The organism is Flavobacterium sp., from assembly GCF_040379285.1.
Classification (GTDB): Bacteria; Bacteroidota; Bacteroidia; order Flavobacteriales; family Flavobacteriaceae; genus Flavobacterium.
In genome coordinates this window covers 1-16,222 of record NZ_JBEILJ010000030.1, presented here as the reverse complement: position 1 = coordinate 16,222, position 16,222 = coordinate 1, and the positions used below count along the sequence as shown (strand labels likewise).

General features: G+C 40.7%; 18 protein-coding genes. 16 read left to right on the top strand and 2 right to left on the bottom strand.

Annotated elements, in window-relative coordinates; all coding sequences use genetic code 11:
- Window positions 1-39: 39 nt before the first annotated feature.
- Together ABWO12_RS07790 and ABWO12_RS07785 are read right to left on the bottom strand one after the other, a co-directional pair.
- Window positions 40-387, bottom strand: coding sequence for a toxin-antitoxin system YwqK family antitoxin (locus ABWO12_RS07790; protein WP_353088183.1), 348 nt, complete (start codon window positions 385-387; stop codon window positions 40-42).
- A 175-nt stretch (window positions 388-562) separates the two neighbouring features.
- Window positions 563-1,555 carry a TlpA family protein disulfide reductase gene (locus tag ABWO12_RS07785; protein ID WP_353088181.1) on the bottom strand — a complete coding sequence of 331 codons (993 nt, stop codon included), beginning with the start codon at window positions 1,553-1,555 and terminating at the stop codon, window positions 563-565.
- Between the two features lie 200 nt (window positions 1,556-1,755).
- Between ABWO12_RS07785 and aspS the strand changes: the two genes are divergently transcribed.
- The 16 genes from aspS to ABWO12_RS07705 all read left to right on the top strand — a co-directional run.
- Window positions 1,756-3,501 (top strand): aspartate--tRNA ligase, encoded by a 1,746-nt coding sequence (aspS, locus tag ABWO12_RS07780; protein ID WP_353088180.1) that lies wholly within the window; start codon window positions 1,756-1,758, stop codon window positions 3,499-3,501.
- Window positions 3,502-3,717: 216 nt separating this feature from the next.
- Window positions 3,718-3,918 (top strand): cold-shock protein, encoded by a 201-nt coding sequence (locus ABWO12_RS07775; RefSeq protein WP_073361190.1) that lies wholly within the window; start codon window positions 3,718-3,720, stop codon window positions 3,916-3,918.
- Window positions 3,919-4,117: 199 nt separating this feature from the next.
- Window positions 4,118-4,483 (top strand): NADH-quinone oxidoreductase subunit A, encoded by a 366-nt coding sequence (locus ABWO12_RS07770; protein WP_297517488.1) that lies wholly within the window; start codon window positions 4,118-4,120, stop codon window positions 4,481-4,483.
- 12 nt (window positions 4,484-4,495) lie between these two features.
- Window positions 4,496-5,041 carry an NADH-quinone oxidoreductase subunit B gene (locus ABWO12_RS07765; protein WP_353088178.1) on the top strand — a complete coding sequence of 182 codons (546 nt, stop codon included), beginning with the start codon at window positions 4,496-4,498 and terminating at the stop codon, window positions 5,039-5,041.
- Between the two features lie 2 nt (window positions 5,042-5,043).
- On the top strand, window positions 5,044-5,562 hold the full coding sequence (locus ABWO12_RS07760; protein ID WP_353088176.1) for an NADH-quinone oxidoreductase subunit C: 519 nt from the start codon (window positions 5,044-5,046) through the stop codon (window positions 5,560-5,562).
- A gap of 18 nt (window positions 5,563-5,580) precedes the next feature.
- Window positions 5,581-6,816, top strand: a complete 1,236-nt coding sequence (locus ABWO12_RS07755) for an NADH-quinone oxidoreductase subunit D (protein ID WP_353088175.1) — start codon at window positions 5,581-5,583, stop codon at window positions 6,814-6,816.
- 4 nt (window positions 6,817-6,820) lie between these two features.
- The gene (locus ABWO12_RS07750) at window positions 6,821-7,351 is read left to right on the top strand and encodes a complex I 24 kDa subunit family protein (protein WP_073360747.1); all 531 of its coding nucleotides are present in this window, start codon (window positions 6,821-6,823) and stop codon (window positions 7,349-7,351) included.
- A 4-nt stretch (window positions 7,352-7,355) separates the two neighbouring features.
- A complete protein-coding gene (gene nuoF / locus ABWO12_RS07745; protein ID WP_353088174.1) occupies window positions 7,356-8,720 on the top strand; it encodes an NADH-quinone oxidoreductase subunit NuoF in 1,365 nt (454 codons plus the stop codon).
- Window positions 8,721-8,772: 52 nt separating this feature from the next.
- Window positions 8,773-9,816: an NADH-quinone oxidoreductase subunit G gene (locus ABWO12_RS07740; RefSeq protein ID WP_073360742.1), complete on the top strand. Its 1,044-nt coding sequence runs from the start codon at window positions 8,773-8,775 to the stop codon at window positions 9,814-9,816.
- Window position 9,817: 1 nt separating this feature from the next.
- The gene (nuoH, locus tag ABWO12_RS07735; RefSeq protein WP_353088173.1) at window positions 9,818-10,849 is read left to right on the top strand and encodes an NADH-quinone oxidoreductase subunit NuoH; all 1,032 of its coding nucleotides are present in this window, start codon (window positions 9,818-9,820) and stop codon (window positions 10,847-10,849) included.
- Between the two features lie 11 nt (window positions 10,850-10,860).
- Window positions 10,861-11,406 carry a NuoI/complex I 23 kDa subunit family protein gene (locus ABWO12_RS07730; RefSeq protein WP_073360736.1) on the top strand — a complete coding sequence of 182 codons (546 nt, stop codon included), beginning with the start codon at window positions 10,861-10,863 and terminating at the stop codon, window positions 11,404-11,406.
- 2 nt (window positions 11,407-11,408) lie between these two features.
- The gene (locus ABWO12_RS07725; protein ID WP_073360733.1) at window positions 11,409-11,921 is read left to right on the top strand and encodes an NADH-quinone oxidoreductase subunit J family protein; all 513 of its coding nucleotides are present in this window, start codon (window positions 11,409-11,411) and stop codon (window positions 11,919-11,921) included.
- A 3-nt stretch (window positions 11,922-11,924) separates the two neighbouring features.
- On the top strand, window positions 11,925-12,245 hold the full coding sequence (gene nuoK, locus ABWO12_RS07720; RefSeq protein ID WP_073360731.1) for an NADH-quinone oxidoreductase subunit NuoK: 321 nt from the start codon (window positions 11,925-11,927) through the stop codon (window positions 12,243-12,245).
- Window positions 12,246-12,251: 6 nt separating this feature from the next.
- Window positions 12,252-14,129 carry an NADH-quinone oxidoreductase subunit L gene (nuoL, locus tag ABWO12_RS07715; RefSeq protein ID WP_353088172.1) on the top strand — a complete coding sequence of 626 codons (1,878 nt, stop codon included), beginning with the start codon at window positions 12,252-12,254 and terminating at the stop codon, window positions 14,127-14,129.
- A gap of 12 nt (window positions 14,130-14,141) precedes the next feature.
- Complete coding sequence (locus tag ABWO12_RS07710) at window positions 14,142-15,581, top strand: complex I subunit 4 family protein (RefSeq protein ID WP_353088171.1); 1,440 nt, start codon at window positions 14,142-14,144, stop codon at window positions 15,579-15,581.
- 13 nt (window positions 15,582-15,594) lie between these two features.
- Window positions 15,595-16,222 (top strand): proton-conducting transporter transmembrane domain-containing protein (locus ABWO12_RS07705; RefSeq protein ID WP_353088170.1); only part of this gene is annotated, 628 nt, incomplete at its 3' end.

Genomic DNA, 16,222 nt, shown 5'->3' with positions numbered 1-16,222 from the left:
TCTATTTGAACGTCCCTTTTTTTGAATCAATATCCTTTATTAATTTTTGTCGGCAACTGCCTCACGACTCCAGACTTTCACTTCAGCAATAGCGCCTTGTGTGTAATCTACTTCCGATAGATTGCGCTCGTTCCAGAAGAACCATTTTCCGGTTTTTTCACCATTGGTATATTCTGCAATTGCAATTTTATTTCCCGTTTGATCGTAAGAAATCCATTTCCCTTCTAATTTACCGTCTTTGAAGAATCCTTCTTGTTGTACTTTTCCATCTTCATAGTAATAGGTAGCTTTTACCATACCATTCACTTCCTCCAACACCAGTTGCTTTTGCTGCGCAGTAGCCAATCCACAGATTAACACAGCTGCCATTACGATATACTTTTTCATTTTCTAGTAGGTTTTTCAAATTATTGATACACAAATGTATCGAACTATTTTACACAAACCAAACATTCGCTTAACAATTTGGTAACATTAGGGAAAAATTTAACATTGGATAAGAGGCAAAAAAACGCCCGTACTAGTATTTACGGGCGTTAAAGAAGTTTATTTGTAAAACAGACTACAAAGGCAATTTATCAAAAATAGCGGTTAATTTTGGATCTGAAGGGCGATTTGCGTCGGCATTGACCACATTTCCTTGGGGATCGATGAGTAAAAATCGGGGAATTGAGGTTACGCCAAAATGCTTCATGAAATCGGACTCCCAATTTTTATCGGCAAATAATTGTGTGCCTCCTAATTGCTTCTCGGCCACAAACTTTTTCCATTTTTCAAAATCCTTATCCACATCAACAGATATACTCACAAAGGCAATTTTTTTCCCATGATACTTGGCTTCGGTTTGCTTCAACGCTGGAATTTCCGCACGACAAGGACCGCACCATGTAGCCCAAATGTCGATGTATACATATTGTCCTTTGAAATCCTCCAACTTCACCTTTTTACCCGTCACATCGACGTATTCAAAGTTTGGCGCTTTGGTTCCATTCATTTTGGACTTGGCTTTCGACTCTTTAAAATATGTCTTCATTTGCATTAACTCTTGCACCGCCATCAACTTTACATTGGACACAAATTTGGGATCAAACGTGCCCACTTCCAATTTTTGATAGACGGCATTTTTTTGTTGCTCACAAAATTGATTGACGGCTTCATCGGTTTCCAATTTCATAAATTCAGCTTCCATGGTAGCATCTTGACGGGTCTTGTCGGCCAAGAAATTATTTTCAGGAGCACCTTTCCCGCTAAATTTTAGCGTAGCATCAAACGCTTTTGCATCCAATTGAGCGGTTAAATCAAACCCATTTTTCAAAAACAAACGAGCGTATTCGGCACCATCAAACAAAAAGTACATCCCTTCTGCTACGCCAAAACGCGCTTCAAAGAATCCTTTGTCATTCACATTGACTTGCTGCACATCTTTACCCATATTGTTCTTGATGTACACCACATCACCGATACGATTGGTAATTTCAATCTTCAACGCCACTTGGTCTTGCGCCCAAACCAAAGCGCTAAACAAAAAAGCCATTAAGCCTAACATTTTTTTCATACTAAAAATTATTTATCGTCATTTATAACAACCAAAGGTAACGAAAAAGTGTGAAAACGCCGAATTTAACATCGGTTCGCTTTAGGGTAAACCCTGACGCGCTAAAGTTGTAATTTCCCATGCAGTTGTCGTGGCTTTTCGTTACTTTTGCAACCGAATTTTGAATGCAAAACAACGATTACAATCAAATAGTAGGAAACATGTATAGAACACATACTTGTGGCGCCTTAAATGCAGCGCACGTAGGACAAGAAGTTACTTTGGCAGGATGGGTACAAAAAACCCGCGATAAAGGATTTTTGATTTGGGCCGATTTACGCGATCGCTACGGGATTACACAACTAATTTTTGATGAAAAACGCACGGTTGGTCAAGTGTTTCAACAAGCCAAATCGCTGGGACGCGAATATGTGATTCAAGTAAAAGGAACCGTGATTGAACGGGAATCCAAAAATCCAAACATGCCTACAGGCGATATTGAAATTTTGGTTTCAGAACTTACAATTTTAAATGAAGCGCAACTGCCCCCATTTACCATTGAAGATGAAACCGATGGAGGTGAAGATTTACGTATGAAATACCGCTATTTAGATATTCGTCGTAATCCTGTTAAAAATGCGTTGTTGTTTCGCCATAAGGTTGCCATGGAAGTTCGAAACTATTTGTCTGGTTTGGATTTTTGTGAAATTGAGACACCTTATTTGATCAAATCAACTCCCGAAGGCGCACGTGATTTTGTGGTCCCTAGTCGTATGAACGAAGGGCAATTTTATGCCTTACCGCAATCGCCACAAACGTTCAAGCAATTGTTGATGGTGGGGGGTATGGATAAGTATTTTCAAATTGTAAAATGCTTCCGCGATGAGGATTTGCGTGCCGACCGTCAGCCTGAGTTTACGCAGATTGACTGTGAAATGGCCTTTGTGGAACAAGAAGATATTTTACATGTATTTGAAGGATTGACCCGTCACTTACTAAAAACCTTAAAAGGCATAGAAGTGGCTGAATTTCCGCGCATGACCTACGAGTATGCCATGAAAACCTATGGAAATGACAAGCCCGATATTCGTTTTGATATGAAATTTGGCGAACTCAATGCGGTGGCGCAACACAAAGATTTTGGAGTTTTCAATTCGGCCGAATTGGTCGTAGGAATTGCTGTACCCGGTTGTGCAGGGTATTCCCGAAAAGAAATCGATGCGCTTATTGATTGGGTTAAACGACCCCAAATTGGAGCACAAGGCATGGTTTATGTCAAATACGAAACCGACGGTACATTAAAATCGTCTGTCGATAAATTTTATGATCAAACCGATTTAAAAAAATGGGCAGAAGCCACCCAAGCGCAACCTGGTGATTTGATTTTAGTATTGTCGGGGGCAGCGCATAAAACACGTTCGCAGTTATCGGCTTTACGAATGGAAATGGCCACACGCTTAGGGTTGCGTAAATCCGATGAATTTGCGCCGTTGTGGGTCGTTGATTTCCCGTTGTTGGAATGGGATGAAGAAAGTGGTCGTTATCATGCGATGCACCATCCCTTTACCTCGCCCAAGCCCGAAGACAAAGCCCTTTTACAAACCGACCCTGGAAAAGTGCGCGCCAATGCCTACGATATGGTGTTAAATGGAAACGAAATTGGCGGTGGATCAATTCGAATTCACGACAAGGCCTTACAAGCCGAAATGTTTTCGTTGTTAGGATTCACTAAAGAACAAGCTGAGGCTCAATTTGGCTTCTTGATGAATGCCTTCCAATTTGGCGCCCCTCCGCATGGTGGTTTAGCCTTTGGTTTGGATCGATTGGTAGCGATTTTAGGGGGACAAGAAACGATTCGCGATTTTATTGCTTTCCCGAAAAATAATTCAGGTAGAGATGTGATGATTGATGCACCTTCACCGATTGATAATGCGCAATTGAGTGAACTTCATATACGAATCGCCTAATTTTTAGGAGATTCCCATTCTATGTATCTCAAGTATGGTTTTTTGGCAACACTTAAGGTATTTTTTTGCCATTTTCGCACAATTAAAAACCTTTCACAAACACACTCTTCAATGTTAAAAATATTTTTTGTAAAGTTTTTATTTTTTTAACATTAAAAATTTGCGGTTTCAAATTTTAAGTTTACCTTTAACCAAATTAATTTATTACCCATTACAATGCAAACAGGAAAAGTGAAATTTTTCAATGAGTCTAAGGGATTTGGATTCATCGTAAATGACGAAACTGGGAAGGACATTTTTGTTCATGCTACCGGTTTAAAATCAGAAGGCTTAAAAGAAGGTGACCATGTGTCTTACGTTGAGGAAGATGGTCGCAAAGGAAAATTAGCCATTGACGTAGTAATTATTGAAAACTAAATATATAGATTTCAGATTACCGAATGAAAACACTCCCGAAACGGAGTGTTTTTTTTTGACTTGGGGGCTGTATTATTTAGAATAAATTTAAATAAACATTTTCGCTTGAATAATTCATAAAGGGGTCTTAACATCTTTGTGTTTTCAATATTGAGGCGTATATTTGTGGCTATTTTAAAAATGTTAAAAAACGAGTCGTATGCAGTCTACACAAACTGACTTTTTACCGATATTAATACAGGTTGGCATCGCCGTATCTTTTGTGGCTTTGACGATTATTGGTTCCGACTTTTTAGGGCCAAAAAGGCATTCGCAAAACAAGGATAAAAACTTCGAATGTGGTATTGAATCGATTGGTAATGCCCGTATCCCGTTTTCAGTAAAATATTTCTTAGTAGCCATCCTATTTGTATTGTTTGACGTTGAAGTGATATTTCTCTATCCTTGGGCGGTAAACTTCAAAGAATTGGGCTACGATGGCATGATTAAAATGATTATTTTCATGTCCCTTCTATTAGTAGGTTTCTTTTATATCATTAAAAAGAAAGCCTTGGAATGGGAATAAAACTTCTTTGCTATGGAAAATAATACACCCAAAATGGTAGCTCCACCAGAAGGAGTCACAGGCGAAGGATTTTTCGCAACCAAATTAAGCGATGTAGTCGGTTTAGCACGTGCTAATTCACTTTGGCCGTTGCCTTTTGCCACTTCTTGTTGTGGTATTGAATTTATGGCTACCATGGCATCTCACTACGATTTAGCGCGTTTCGGATCGGAGCGTGTAAGTTTCTCTCCGCGACAAGCCGATATGTTGTTGGTGATGGGGACCATTTCCAAAAAAATGGCGCCGATATTACGTCAAGTATATGAACAAATGAGCGAACCTCGCTGGGTAATTGCCGTTGGGGCTTGTGCCTCATCGGGAGGCGTTTTTGACACTTATTCTGTATTACAAGGTATTGACAAAGTGATCCCAGTTGACGTATATGTGCCTGGGTGTCCTCCACGACCTGAACAAATTGTACAAGGCGTAATACAATTGCAAGACCTCGTAAAAAACGAATCAGTTCGTAGAAGAAACTCCCCAGAATACAAAGAATTATTAGCTTCCTACAACCTCTAATTATGGCTATAGAAACCGTTCATATACAGGAAAAAGTCACCGGTCAATTTGGCGATCACGTTCGCTGCTTCGAAATGCAACGTGACATTTTTTCGTTTGAAGTAAATGCTTCTGTTATACACGAGGTTATACGTTTTTTAAAAGAAGACGAAGAATTAAACTTCCATTTTCTTACTGATATAGCTGGAGTACATTACCCCGACAATGATGATGACCACCAATTTGCAGTGGTTTATCAACTTCATAATTGGGTCGAAAACACGCGCATTCGTTTGCGAACCTATCTCAATCAAGATCCAGAAGTGGCTACGATTACCGATTTATTTTTGTGTGCCAATTGGATGGAACGAGAAGCGTATGACTTTTATGGCATACAATTCCAAGGCCACCCGCAATTGAAACGCATTTTAAATATGGATGAAATGGTGTCGTTTCCGATGCGTAAAGAATTCCCTATGGAAGACAGTGGACGCACCGACAAAGACGACCGATTCTTTGGGAGAACTCCCGCTAATTGTTAATGTAATTCCTACTCATACATGTCCGATTTACTCTTACCTCCGGAACATCGATATGCCAAGATTATTGAAAGTCGTCGCAACGAAGACGGTAGCGAACTTTCGATTCTCAATTTGGGGCCAACACACCCCGCCACGCATGGTATTTTCCAAAACATTCTTTTAATGGATGGGGAACGCATTTTGGATGCCGAACCTACTGTAGGTTACATCCATCGTGCTTTTGAGAAAATTGCCGAAAATCGCGCTTTCTATCAAATCAATGTATTGACCGACCGAATGAATTACTGTTCCTCCCCCATCAACAACATGGCGTGGTGGATGACGGTCGAAAAACTTTTGAAAATTGACGTTCCAAAACGAGCGCAATACTTACGTGTAATTGTGATGGAATTGGCGCGTATCGCCGACCATATCATTTGTAATTCTATTCTCGGTGTGGATACAGGAGCTTACACAGGATTCCTTTATGTATTCCAATTCCGTGAAAAAATATATGAAATCTATGAAGAAATTTGTGGGGCACGTTTAACGACCAACATGGGCCGTATTGGCGGCTTTGAACGCGATTGGTCGGAAGAAGCCTTCCGTAAACTCAATGTCTTCTTGGAAGAATTTCCCGTAGCTTGGAAAGAATTTGAAAACTTATTCGAACGCAACCGAATCTTCATCGACCGTACGGTAAATGTAGGTCCGATTACCGCTGAACGCGCCATGGAATATGGATTTACGGGTCCGAATCTCCGCGCTGCAGGAATAGACTACGATGTGCGTAAAGCCGCACCCTATTCTTCCTATGACGATTTCGACTTTGAAATTCCCGTAGGACAATCGGGGGATACCTACGACCGTTTTTGTGTTCGTAATGCAGAAGTTTGGGAAAGTTTGTCTATCATTCGTCAAGCCCTTGCCAAACTTCCCGAAGGACCCCATCACGCGGATGTGCCTGACTACTATCTTCCTCCCAAAGATGAAGTATACAATAACATGGAAAGCTTAATTTACCATTTCAAAATTGTAATGGGAGAAGTTCCTGTTCCCGTGGAAGAAATTTACCATGCAGTTGAAGGTGGTAATGGTGAATTAGGTTTTTATTTAATTGCTGACGGTAGTCGTACACCTTATCGTTTGAAATTCAGAAGACCTTGTTACATTTATTACCAAGCTTACCCTGAAATGATTAAAGGAGCCATGCTCTCGGATGCTATTGTGATCTTATCCAGTTTAAATGTAATTGCAGGCGAATTAGACGCTTAATCTTATGGAAAAACACCATTACACCCAAGAAATAAATATTACGGATGCTTTGATGGCACGTATTAACGAGTTGGTGAGCCATTATCCTGCTGACAAAAAAAAGTCGGCATTGCTCCCGGTTTTGCATGAAGTCCAGGACGCTCATGACAACTGGTTGAGTATAGAACTCCAAAACAAAGTTGCCGAAATTTTGGAATTAAAACCTATTGAGGTCTATGAAGTGGTGACGTTTTACACCATGTTTAACCAGAGACCCGTAGGAAAATATATGTTGGAATTTTGTCAAACTTCGCCCTGCTGCCAACGCGGTGTAGAAGATTTGATGGATTATACGTGTCAAAAACTCAATGTAGGAATTGCCCAACCCACTACAGACGGCCTTTTTGAAGTACGTGGCGTAGAATGTTTGGGAGCCTGTGGGTATGCCCCGATGTTGCAATTGGGCGATTACTATCACGAACATTTGACCAAAGAAAAAATTGATCAGCTCATTGACGACTGCAAAGCGGGTAATATAACTTTTTACGACAAATAGCATCATGGGAAGAAAGATATTACTGGACAAAATTAATGTCCCTGGAATTAAATCGTATGAAGTATATCGTCGTGAAGGCGGTTATGCTTCCGTCGAAAAAGCGTTAAAAATGACTCCCGAAGCCATTATTGAAGAAGTAAAAGCTTCAGGATTACGCGGCCGTGGTGGTGCTGGATTTCCCGTGGGAATGAAATGGAGTTTTATTGATAAAAAATCAGGAAAACCAAGACACCTCGTGTGCAATGCCGACGAATCAGAACCTGGCACCTTTAAAGATCGTTATTTGATGGAATACATTCCGCATTTATTGATTGAAGGAATGATTACCTCGAGTATCGCATTAGAAGCTAACCTTTCTTACATATATATTCGCGGTGAATACATGTGGGTATACAAAATTCTTGAGCGCGCGATTCAAGAAGCCTATGCAGCAGGTTGGTTAGGTAAAAATATTCAAGGATCTGGATTCGATTTGGACTTGTACGTACATTGCGGTGCAGGAGCCTATATTTGTGGAGAAGAAACAGCGTTAATTGAGTCGTTGGAAGGAAAACGTGGAAACCCGCGTTTAAAACCACCTTTCCCTGCAATCAGCGGATTGTGGGCTAATCCAACTGTAGTAAACAATGTTGAATCGATCGCTGCAGTGCCTTGGATAATCAACAATTCTGGAGCCGATTATGCCGCGATAGGAATTGGACGATCGACGGGTACGAAATTAATTTCTGCCTCAGGAAATATCAAAAAACCTGGGGTTTACGAAATTGAATTGGGTATTTCGGTGGAAGAATTTATTAATTCAGACGAATATTGTGGCGGTATGGAAACCAATCGACCTTTGAAAGCTTTAGTGCCAGGAGGTAGTTCGGTGCCTATTTTACCCGCTCATTTAATTTATAAAACAGCCAACGGAGACGACCGCTTGATGACGTATGAAAGTTTATCAGACGGTGGCTTTGCGACAGGTTCAATGTTGGGTTCAGGCGGATTTATCGTTTATGATGACCGGGCTTGTATCGTGCGTAATACCTGGAATTTTGCCCGTTTTTACCACCACGAAAGCTGCGGACAATGTACACCCTGTCGTGAAGGAACGGGTTGGTTAGAAAAAGTATTGTGGCGTATCGAAAACGGAGAAGGACGTGAAGAAGATATTGAGTTGTTGTGGAGCATTCAATCCAAAATTGAAGGCAACACGATTTGTCCGTTGGGCGATGCCGCATCATGGCCAGTAGCTGCTGCTATTCGTCACTTTAGAGAGGAATTTGAATACCATGTTCGTTTCCCTGAAAAAATTAAAAATCGAGACCATTTCACACACGAACCTTTCGATAAAGTTCGTCACCTGGTGGCTCCACAAACTGTTTAAATCAATAACTGCGTTAAGTCGTTTGCTTACGCACTAGATAACCTACAAGAAGATGAAAGTAACAATTGACGGACACGAAATCGAGGTTGAAGCTGGAACCACCATCTTACAAGCAGCACGAATGATTGGAGGCGATGTTGTTCCTCCTGCGATGTGTTACTACTCCAAACTCAAGGGTTCTGGAGGCAAATGCCGCTGTTGTTTGGTTGAAGTAACCAAAGGGAGTGACGCCAATCCAACGCCTATGCCAAAACTGGTAGCCTCTTGTGTTACCGGTTGTATGGACGGTATGGAAGTGAAAAGCAAATCGTCTGATCGCGTCACCGAAGCCCGTAAAGCAGTAACTGAATTTTTGTTAATCAATCACCCGCTTGATTGTCCCGTTTGTGACCAAGCAGGAGAATGTGATTTGCAAAATTTGAGTTTTGAACACGGTCACGCCAATACCCGATTCATTGAGGAAAAACGTACGTTCGAACCCGAAAATATAGGCGATAAAATTCAATTGCACATGAACCGTTGCATTCTTTGTCAACGATGTGTGCAAGTGGCTGAACAATTAACCGATTATCGTGTACATGGGGTATTGAATCGTGGGGATCATGCGCAAATTTCCACCATGGTTTCAGCCGCTATTGAAAATGAATTTTCAGGCAACATGATTGATGTATGTCCTGTTGGAGCGCTAACCGACAAAACATTCCGATTCAAATCGCGCGTTTGGTTTAACAAACCCTTCAACGCACACCGTGAATGTACTACGCCCGGCTGTTGCGGTAAAGTAACTGTTTGGATGTTTGGTAATGAAATTCAACGGGTTACAGCGCGTAAAGACGAATACCATGAAGTGGAGGATTTCATCTGTAACACCTGTCGTTATGATAAAAAAGAAGTTTCCGACTGGACGATTGAAGGCCCCCGTAAATTTGAAAAAGACTCGGTCATCAATGTGAATAATTACAGCCGAAAACTTGAGAAAGTCATTATCAATACCGAACGAGGTATCTTAATGGGACGTGATGAGGATCGTAAGAAAATCAGTATGGCCGCCATTGACTACAATAAAAAAATTGACGGAACCGAAGTAAAACAATAATATGGATAGTGCATTAATTATTGAAAAAAGTATTTTCATCGTAGTCATCTTTGCCGTTACTATGCTTATGGCTATGTACTCTACTTGGGCCGAACGTAAAGTAGCTGCATTTCTTCAAGACCGCGTTGGACCCAACCGCGCGGGATGGGGCGGTTTGTTACAACCCCTAGCCGACGGGTTAAAATTGTTTGCGAAAGAAGAATTTGAACCCAATACTCCCAACAAATTTTTGTTTTTTGTAGGTCCGGGAGTCGCGATGGCTACAGCGTTGATTACCAGCGCGGTGATTCCATGGGGCGATAAATTAGAAATTTTTGGACGTACGGTTATCCTTCAAGCAACCGACATTGACGTTTCCTTATTGTACATTTTTGGTGTAATCTCTGTGGGCGTTTATGGTATCATGATTGGAGGTTGGGCTTCAAACAATAAATTCTCATTGATGGGGGCTGTTCGTGCCGCTTCGCAAATGGTATCGTATGAAGTAGCTATGGGTCTTTCTATCATCGCATTGTTAATGATGAGTGGGTCGCTTAGTTTACGTGCCATTACCGAACAACAACACGGTATGGATTGGAATGTATTCTACCAACCCGTAGGATTTTTGATTTTCTTAATTTGTGCTTTTGCAGAAACCAATCGAACTCCTTTTGACTTAGCCGAATGTGAAAGTGAGTTGATCGGTGGGTACCATACCGAGTACTCATCCATGAAAATGGGATTCTATCTGTTTGCCGAATATGCCAATATGTTTATCTCCTCTACTATTTTGGCGGTCCTTTATTTTGGTGGGTACAACTATCCCGGTATGGACTGGGCAGGCATTCATTGGGGAACTAATATTGCAACCCTAATCGGAATTGCGGTTTTGTTTGTAAAAATCTGTGCCTTTATCTTCTTTTATATGTGGGTGCGTTGGACAATCCCACGTTTCCGTTACGACCAGTTGATGAATTTGGGATGGAAAATTTTAATCCCGCTTTCTATTATTAATATTATGATCACCGGAATTTGTATTCTGGCTTTTAAATAAGAACCTGTTCTATGGCAACATCAATTCAGAACATTTCGCTCTCAGGCAAGAAAAAACAAGTTTCCCACAAGGAAATGACCTTTTGGGAGCGTCTTTATTTGGTCGCAATCATTAAAGGGTTGTTGATTACCATTAAACACTTTTTCCGAAGAAAAGCAACCATTCACTACCCCGAACAGGTTCGTGAATTCAGTCCGGTATACCGTGGAAAACACACGTTGAAACGCGATGAACAAGGACGTGAAAACTGTACCGCGTGTGGGTTGTGTGCGCTTACATGTCCTGCGGAAGCTATTACCATGAAAGCGGCAGAGCGTAAACCGGGTGAAGAGCATTTGTACCGTGAGGAAAAATATGCTGAAATCTATGAAATCAACATGTTGCGTTGTATTTTCTGTGGTTTATGTGAAGAAGCTTGTCCAAAAGACGCCATTTACATGACGATTTCAAAAGAATTAGTGCCCGCTCAATACGATCGCGAGGATTTTATTTACGGAAAAGATAAATTAGTAATGCCACTTGAAGTAGCGATGGCTAACACCAAAAACCTAAACTAATTATGTCTACAGTATTACTAATTTTCTACATTCTGTCGGCATTTACACTTGCCACTGCCTTTTTAACCATTTACAGTAAAAACCCAATTCATAGCGCTATTTACCTGGTGCTTTGTATGGTTTCGATAATGGGACATTATTTGTTATTTAATGCCCAATTCTTAGCGCTGGTGCAACTTATCGTTTATGCAGGCGCTATCATGGTATTGTTCCTTTTTACCATCATGTTGATGAACCTCAACAAGGAAGATGAAGTACACAAACCGCGTATGACTCGTTATGCCGCCGTAATCATCTTCATTCTTTTGTGTGGGGTATTGACCTATGTATTTGTCGATACCAAACCAATTATGGGAGAATACGACGTTACTGGACAAGATTTTCAATCCATTAAAGTATTGGGGAAAGTTTTGTTAAATGAATATATGGTTCCTTTTGAGTTTGTATCCATATTACTACTCACAGCGATGTTGGGTGTAGTACTTTTGTCTAAAAAAGAAAAATCGACACGATAAACTATGGAGAATATTTTAAATCATATCGGTATTGAAAATTACCTGTTTCTATCCGTAATTCTTTTCTGTATTGGGGTTTTCGGAGTGCTGTACCGAAGAAACGCAATCATTGTTTTCATGTCCATCGAAATCATGCTGAATGCAGTAAACTTATTGTTTGTCGCTTTCTCAACCTACCATCAAGATGCCGAAGGTCAAGTGTTCGTATTTTTCTCAATGGCCGTAGCCGCTGCTGAAGTAGCCGTTGGATTGGCAATTTTGGTTGCTATTTTCCGAAATATCGGTTCGATTGATATTGCTAATTTGAAGAATTTAAAAGGATAAGGCTCCATGGAGAAGAATTTAGTTTTAATCGTATTATTAGCCCCTTTTATTGGGTTCTTAGGTAACGTATTCTTTGGTAAAAAAGCGGGTAAAGGATTCGCTGGTGCTTTGGGAACTTTGGCTGTGGCTATTTCGTTTGCTATCAGTATCTATTTCTTTTTACAAGTCAACCAAACAGGAAAACCCATTGCAGTGACCTTATTTGATTGGATTGCCGTAAGCAATTTCAAACTGGATATCGGAATTCTATTGGATCAGTTGTCCTTACTGTGGTTGCTGTTTGTAACGGGTATTGGATCGTTGATTCATTTATATTCTATAAGTTATATGCATGAGGATGAAAACATGCATAAGTTCTTTTCGTACCTTAACTTATTCGTTTTTTTCATGATTACGTTGGTCGTCGGAAGCAATATTCTTATCATGTTTATCGGATGGGAAGGCGTTGGATTGTGTTCTTACTTACTCATTGGCTTCTGGTACAAAAACCAAGATTATAATGATGCCGCTAAAAAAGCGTTCATCATGAACCGTATTGGTGACTTAGGGTTCCTTATTGGAATTTTCATTTTAGGCTCTATGTTTTCTACCTTGGATTACGCGCAGTTGAAAGCTGCAATCACTGCTGGAAATGTGGATACGGCCAAATTAACTGTAGCGGCCTTGTGTTTATTCATCGGCGCTATGGGAAAATCAGCTCAATTGCCTTTATACACTTGGTTACCTGATGCGATGGCAGGTCCAACACCCGTTTCGGCGTTGATTCACGCGGCGACAATGGTTACAGCGGGTATTTTTATGATTACGCGTTTAAATTTCATATTTGACCTCACACCGCTTGTTCAAAATATTATTGCGATTGTCGGTGCCGTGACAGCTTTGGTTGCTGCTTCTATCGGTCTTTTTCAAAATGACATCAAAAAAGTGTTGGCCTACTCTACAGTTTCGCAATTGGGACTTATGTTTTTGGCGCTTGGACTCGGAGCTTACAATGTTGCCGTTTTCCACGTGATCACACACGCCTTCTTTAAAGCGTGTTTGTTCTTAGGCTCTGGTTCTGTTATTCACGCTATGCACCACGAACAAGATATGCGTCGCATGGGTGGGTTACGTAAAATCATGCCAATTACTTTTGCCACAATGATGATTGCAACGTTGGCGATTTCAGGGATTCCTCCGTTTTCTGGATTTTTCTCGAAGGATGAAATTCTTCTGACCGCTTTCCATGCCAATATTCCCCTTTGGATCATTGCGTCATTGGCATCTATCATGACGGCTTTCTATATGTTCCGTTTAATGTACCTTACCTTTTACCGCGACTTCCGTGGTACAGAAGAACAAAAACATCATTTGCATGAAAGTCCAAGTTTGATGACTTTACCTTTAATCGTGCTAGCCATTTTGTCGTTGGCGGGAGGGGTAATCAGCTTACCTTTTGGAGGCAGTTGGTTAAATCACTACCTAGCGCCCTTATTCAGTGGAAGTCATGCTGAACATCATTTAGGTACTACTGAATATATTTTAATGGCTGTAGCTGTAGCTGGCGGATTGATTGGTATTGGTATGGCCTATGCGAAATTCCTAAAAGGCGGTGCCGTTCCGAAAGAAGACCATGAAATGACGGGATTGGCCAAAACGATTTACCACAAATATTATGTAGATGAAGGCTATATGGCTTTGATTGTAAAACCCATTAATGGCTTAGCACGCTTTTTCCGAGATACATTAGAACCTGCTTTGTCCCAATTGGTTTTCAGTTTGGGTTCGTTAGCCAACGGTTTAGGAAACTTAGGCGCGCGTGTTCAAAACGGAAGTATCGGATTGTATCTCTTTGCTTTTGTAATTGGATTTAGTGTCCTTTTCATCTATTTGTTTTTAGCTTAAAAAATTATCCTGATGGACGTAACTACTCTATTACTTTTATTACTTATCGGTGCTGTGTGTACCTATTTGGCTGGCGATAAACTGGCTTCCAAAGTGGCTTTACTTTTTAGTACTGCTGCCATGGGGATTACCCTATTCCTTTTGGCCACCGTAAGTGATTTCAGTACACTTAATGTTTCTTTACCTTGGATTTCTTCACCCAAAGCATATTTTGCCTTAAAGGTTGATGGGTTAGCCTTGGCCATGGTATTGCTCACCACCGTATTAACGCCACTTATACTACTTAGTTCGTTTGCCAATGCGTTTAAAAATGCAAAAAGTATCTATGCTTTAATTCTCTTCATGGCCTTTGCTATGGCGGGTACATTTTTGGCAGCCGACGGACTTCTATATTATATTTTCTGGGAATTGGCTTTAATACCCATCTACTTTATCGCTTTGTTGTGGGGGAATGATGCTATTGAAACACGCAAAAAAGCGGTACTTAAGTTTTTCATTTACACTTTAGGCGGCTCCTTATTCATGTTGGTTGCCTTCGCCTATTTATATCACAAAGCAGGCAGTTTCTTGCTCAGCGATTTGTATGATTTATCACTCAGCACTGAGGAGCAAACGTGGATTTTCTTGGCATTCTTTTTAGCTTATGCGATTAAAATTCCAGTAGTTCCTTTCCATACCTGGCAGGCTGATGTGTATCAAAAAGCACCTACGGTTGGGACCATGTTGCTCTCGGGTATCATGTTAAAAATGGGATTGTACAGTGTAATCCGCTGGCAACTCCCCATTGCCCCTTTGGCAGCAAAAACGTACATGCCCATCCTTTTGGGACTCAGTATCGCCGGTGTCATTTATGGATCTATTGCTGCTTTGCGTCAAAAAGATATCAAACGATTATTAGCTTACTCTTCATTGGCGCACGTAGGTTTGATCGCAGCAGGTTGTTATAGCCTCACTTTCGATGGTTTAAGTGGTGCCGTATCGCAAATGATTGCCCACGGTTTTGTGATTGTCGGGTTGTTTTATGCCGCTGAAATCATTTACCGTCGATTGGAAACACGTAGTATCGAAGCTATGGGTGGAATTCGTGTTCAAACGCCAAGATTCACTTCATTGTTTATGATTTTGGTTCTAGCGTCTGTGGCTTTACCGGGTACGTACAACTTTGTAGGAGAATTTACTGTGCTGTATAGTTTATCGCAAATCAATGTGTGGTATGCTGTACTTGGAGGAACTACAATCATTTTAGGTGCTTATTACATGTTGAAAATGTTTCAAAATGTGATGTTGGGGGAAGCAAATGCTAAACTATTTGCGGAAGTTACCCTTGGCGAAACTTTTGTGATGGTGGTGCTCATTGCCTTCTTATTGTTCTTTGGATTGTATCCTAAACCTTTATTGGACTTGGTCAATCCATCGCTACAAGAAATTTTTACATTAATCAACCGTTCTTAATTCTGTCATACGAATGAATACACTAATCGCTGTATCAGGTTTAGGCATCTTCTGTCTTTTAGCTGAAATTATCAATCTGAGAAAAGCCATTGTACCGGTTTCCGTGGTTGCTTTGTTAGCGATCCTTGGACTAACGGTTTCCGAATTTAACCATCCTTCATCATGGTACTATAACATGATTGTGGTGTCTAATTTTTCGGTGGCCTTTTCAAGCTTGTTTATCGTTTTGACCGTTTTTCTGATTTTGATGAGCGGGGATTACTACAAAGACAAACCTTCCAAATTCTCCGATTTTATCGCTATAAAAATCTTTTTGTTGGCCGGAGCCATTGCCATGGTTTCTTTTGGAAACTTATCGATGTTTTTCATCGGAATTGAAATTCTTTCCATCGCGTTGTATATCCTTGCAGGTAGCGAACGTCTAAGTCTATTGAGCAATGAAGCCGGTATGAAATATTTCTTATTGGGTTCCTTCGCTTCTGGCTTTATCCTTTTTGGCATTTGTTTAGTGTACGGCGCTACGGGTTACTTTGATGTGGCCGAAATCTATGAATTGTCGCAAGGGGCCGGACTCCCCATTTGGTTCTATTTTGGAATTACCATGATGCTTATTGGAATGTTGTTTAAAATTGCTGCGGCAC

Coding starts and splice junctions, on each gene's coding strand:
- ABWO12_RS07775 (WP_073361190.1), top strand. CDS start 3,718: ATGCAAACAGGAAAAGTGAAATTTTTCAATGAGTCTAAGGGATTTGGA.
- ABWO12_RS07760 (WP_353088176.1), top strand. CDS start 5,044: ATGGCTATAGAAACCGTTCATATACAGGAAAAAGTCACCGGTCAATTT.
- ABWO12_RS07730 (WP_073360736.1), top strand. CDS start 10,861: ATGGCAACATCAATTCAGAACATTTCGCTCTCAGGCAAGAAAAAACAA.
- aspS (WP_353088180.1), top strand. CDS start 1,756: ATGTATAGAACACATACTTGTGGCGCCTTAAATGCAGCGCACGTAGGA.
- ABWO12_RS07765 (WP_353088178.1), top strand. CDS start 4,496: ATGGAAAATAATACACCCAAAATGGTAGCTCCACCAGAAGGAGTCACA.
- ABWO12_RS07710 (WP_353088171.1), top strand. CDS start 14,142: ATGGACGTAACTACTCTATTACTTTTATTACTTATCGGTGCTGTGTGT.
- nuoK (WP_073360731.1), top strand. CDS start 11,925: ATGGAGAATATTTTAAATCATATCGGTATTGAAAATTACCTGTTTCTA.
- ABWO12_RS07725 (WP_073360733.1), top strand. CDS start 11,409: ATGTCTACAGTATTACTAATTTTCTACATTCTGTCGGCATTTACACTT.
- nuoL (WP_353088172.1), top strand. CDS start 12,252: ATGGAGAAGAATTTAGTTTTAATCGTATTATTAGCCCCTTTTATTGGG.
- ABWO12_RS07790 (WP_353088183.1), bottom strand. CDS start 387: ATGAAAAAGTATATCGTAATGGCAGCTGTGTTAATCTGTGGATTGGCT.
- ABWO12_RS07770 (WP_297517488.1), top strand. CDS start 4,118: ATGCAGTCTACACAAACTGACTTTTTACCGATATTAATACAGGTTGGC.
- nuoF (WP_353088174.1), top strand. CDS start 7,356: ATGGGAAGAAAGATATTACTGGACAAAATTAATGTCCCTGGAATTAAA.
- ABWO12_RS07755 (WP_353088175.1), top strand. CDS start 5,581: ATGTCCGATTTACTCTTACCTCCGGAACATCGATATGCCAAGATTATT.
- nuoH (WP_353088173.1), top strand. CDS start 9,818: ATGGATAGTGCATTAATTATTGAAAAAAGTATTTTCATCGTAGTCATC.
- ABWO12_RS07740 (WP_073360742.1), top strand. CDS start 8,773: ATGAAAGTAACAATTGACGGACACGAAATCGAGGTTGAAGCTGGAACC.
- ABWO12_RS07785 (WP_353088181.1), bottom strand. CDS start 1,555: ATGAAAAAAATGTTAGGCTTAATGGCTTTTTTGTTTAGCGCTTTGGTT.
- ABWO12_RS07750 (WP_073360747.1), top strand. CDS start 6,821: ATGGAAAAACACCATTACACCCAAGAAATAAATATTACGGATGCTTTG.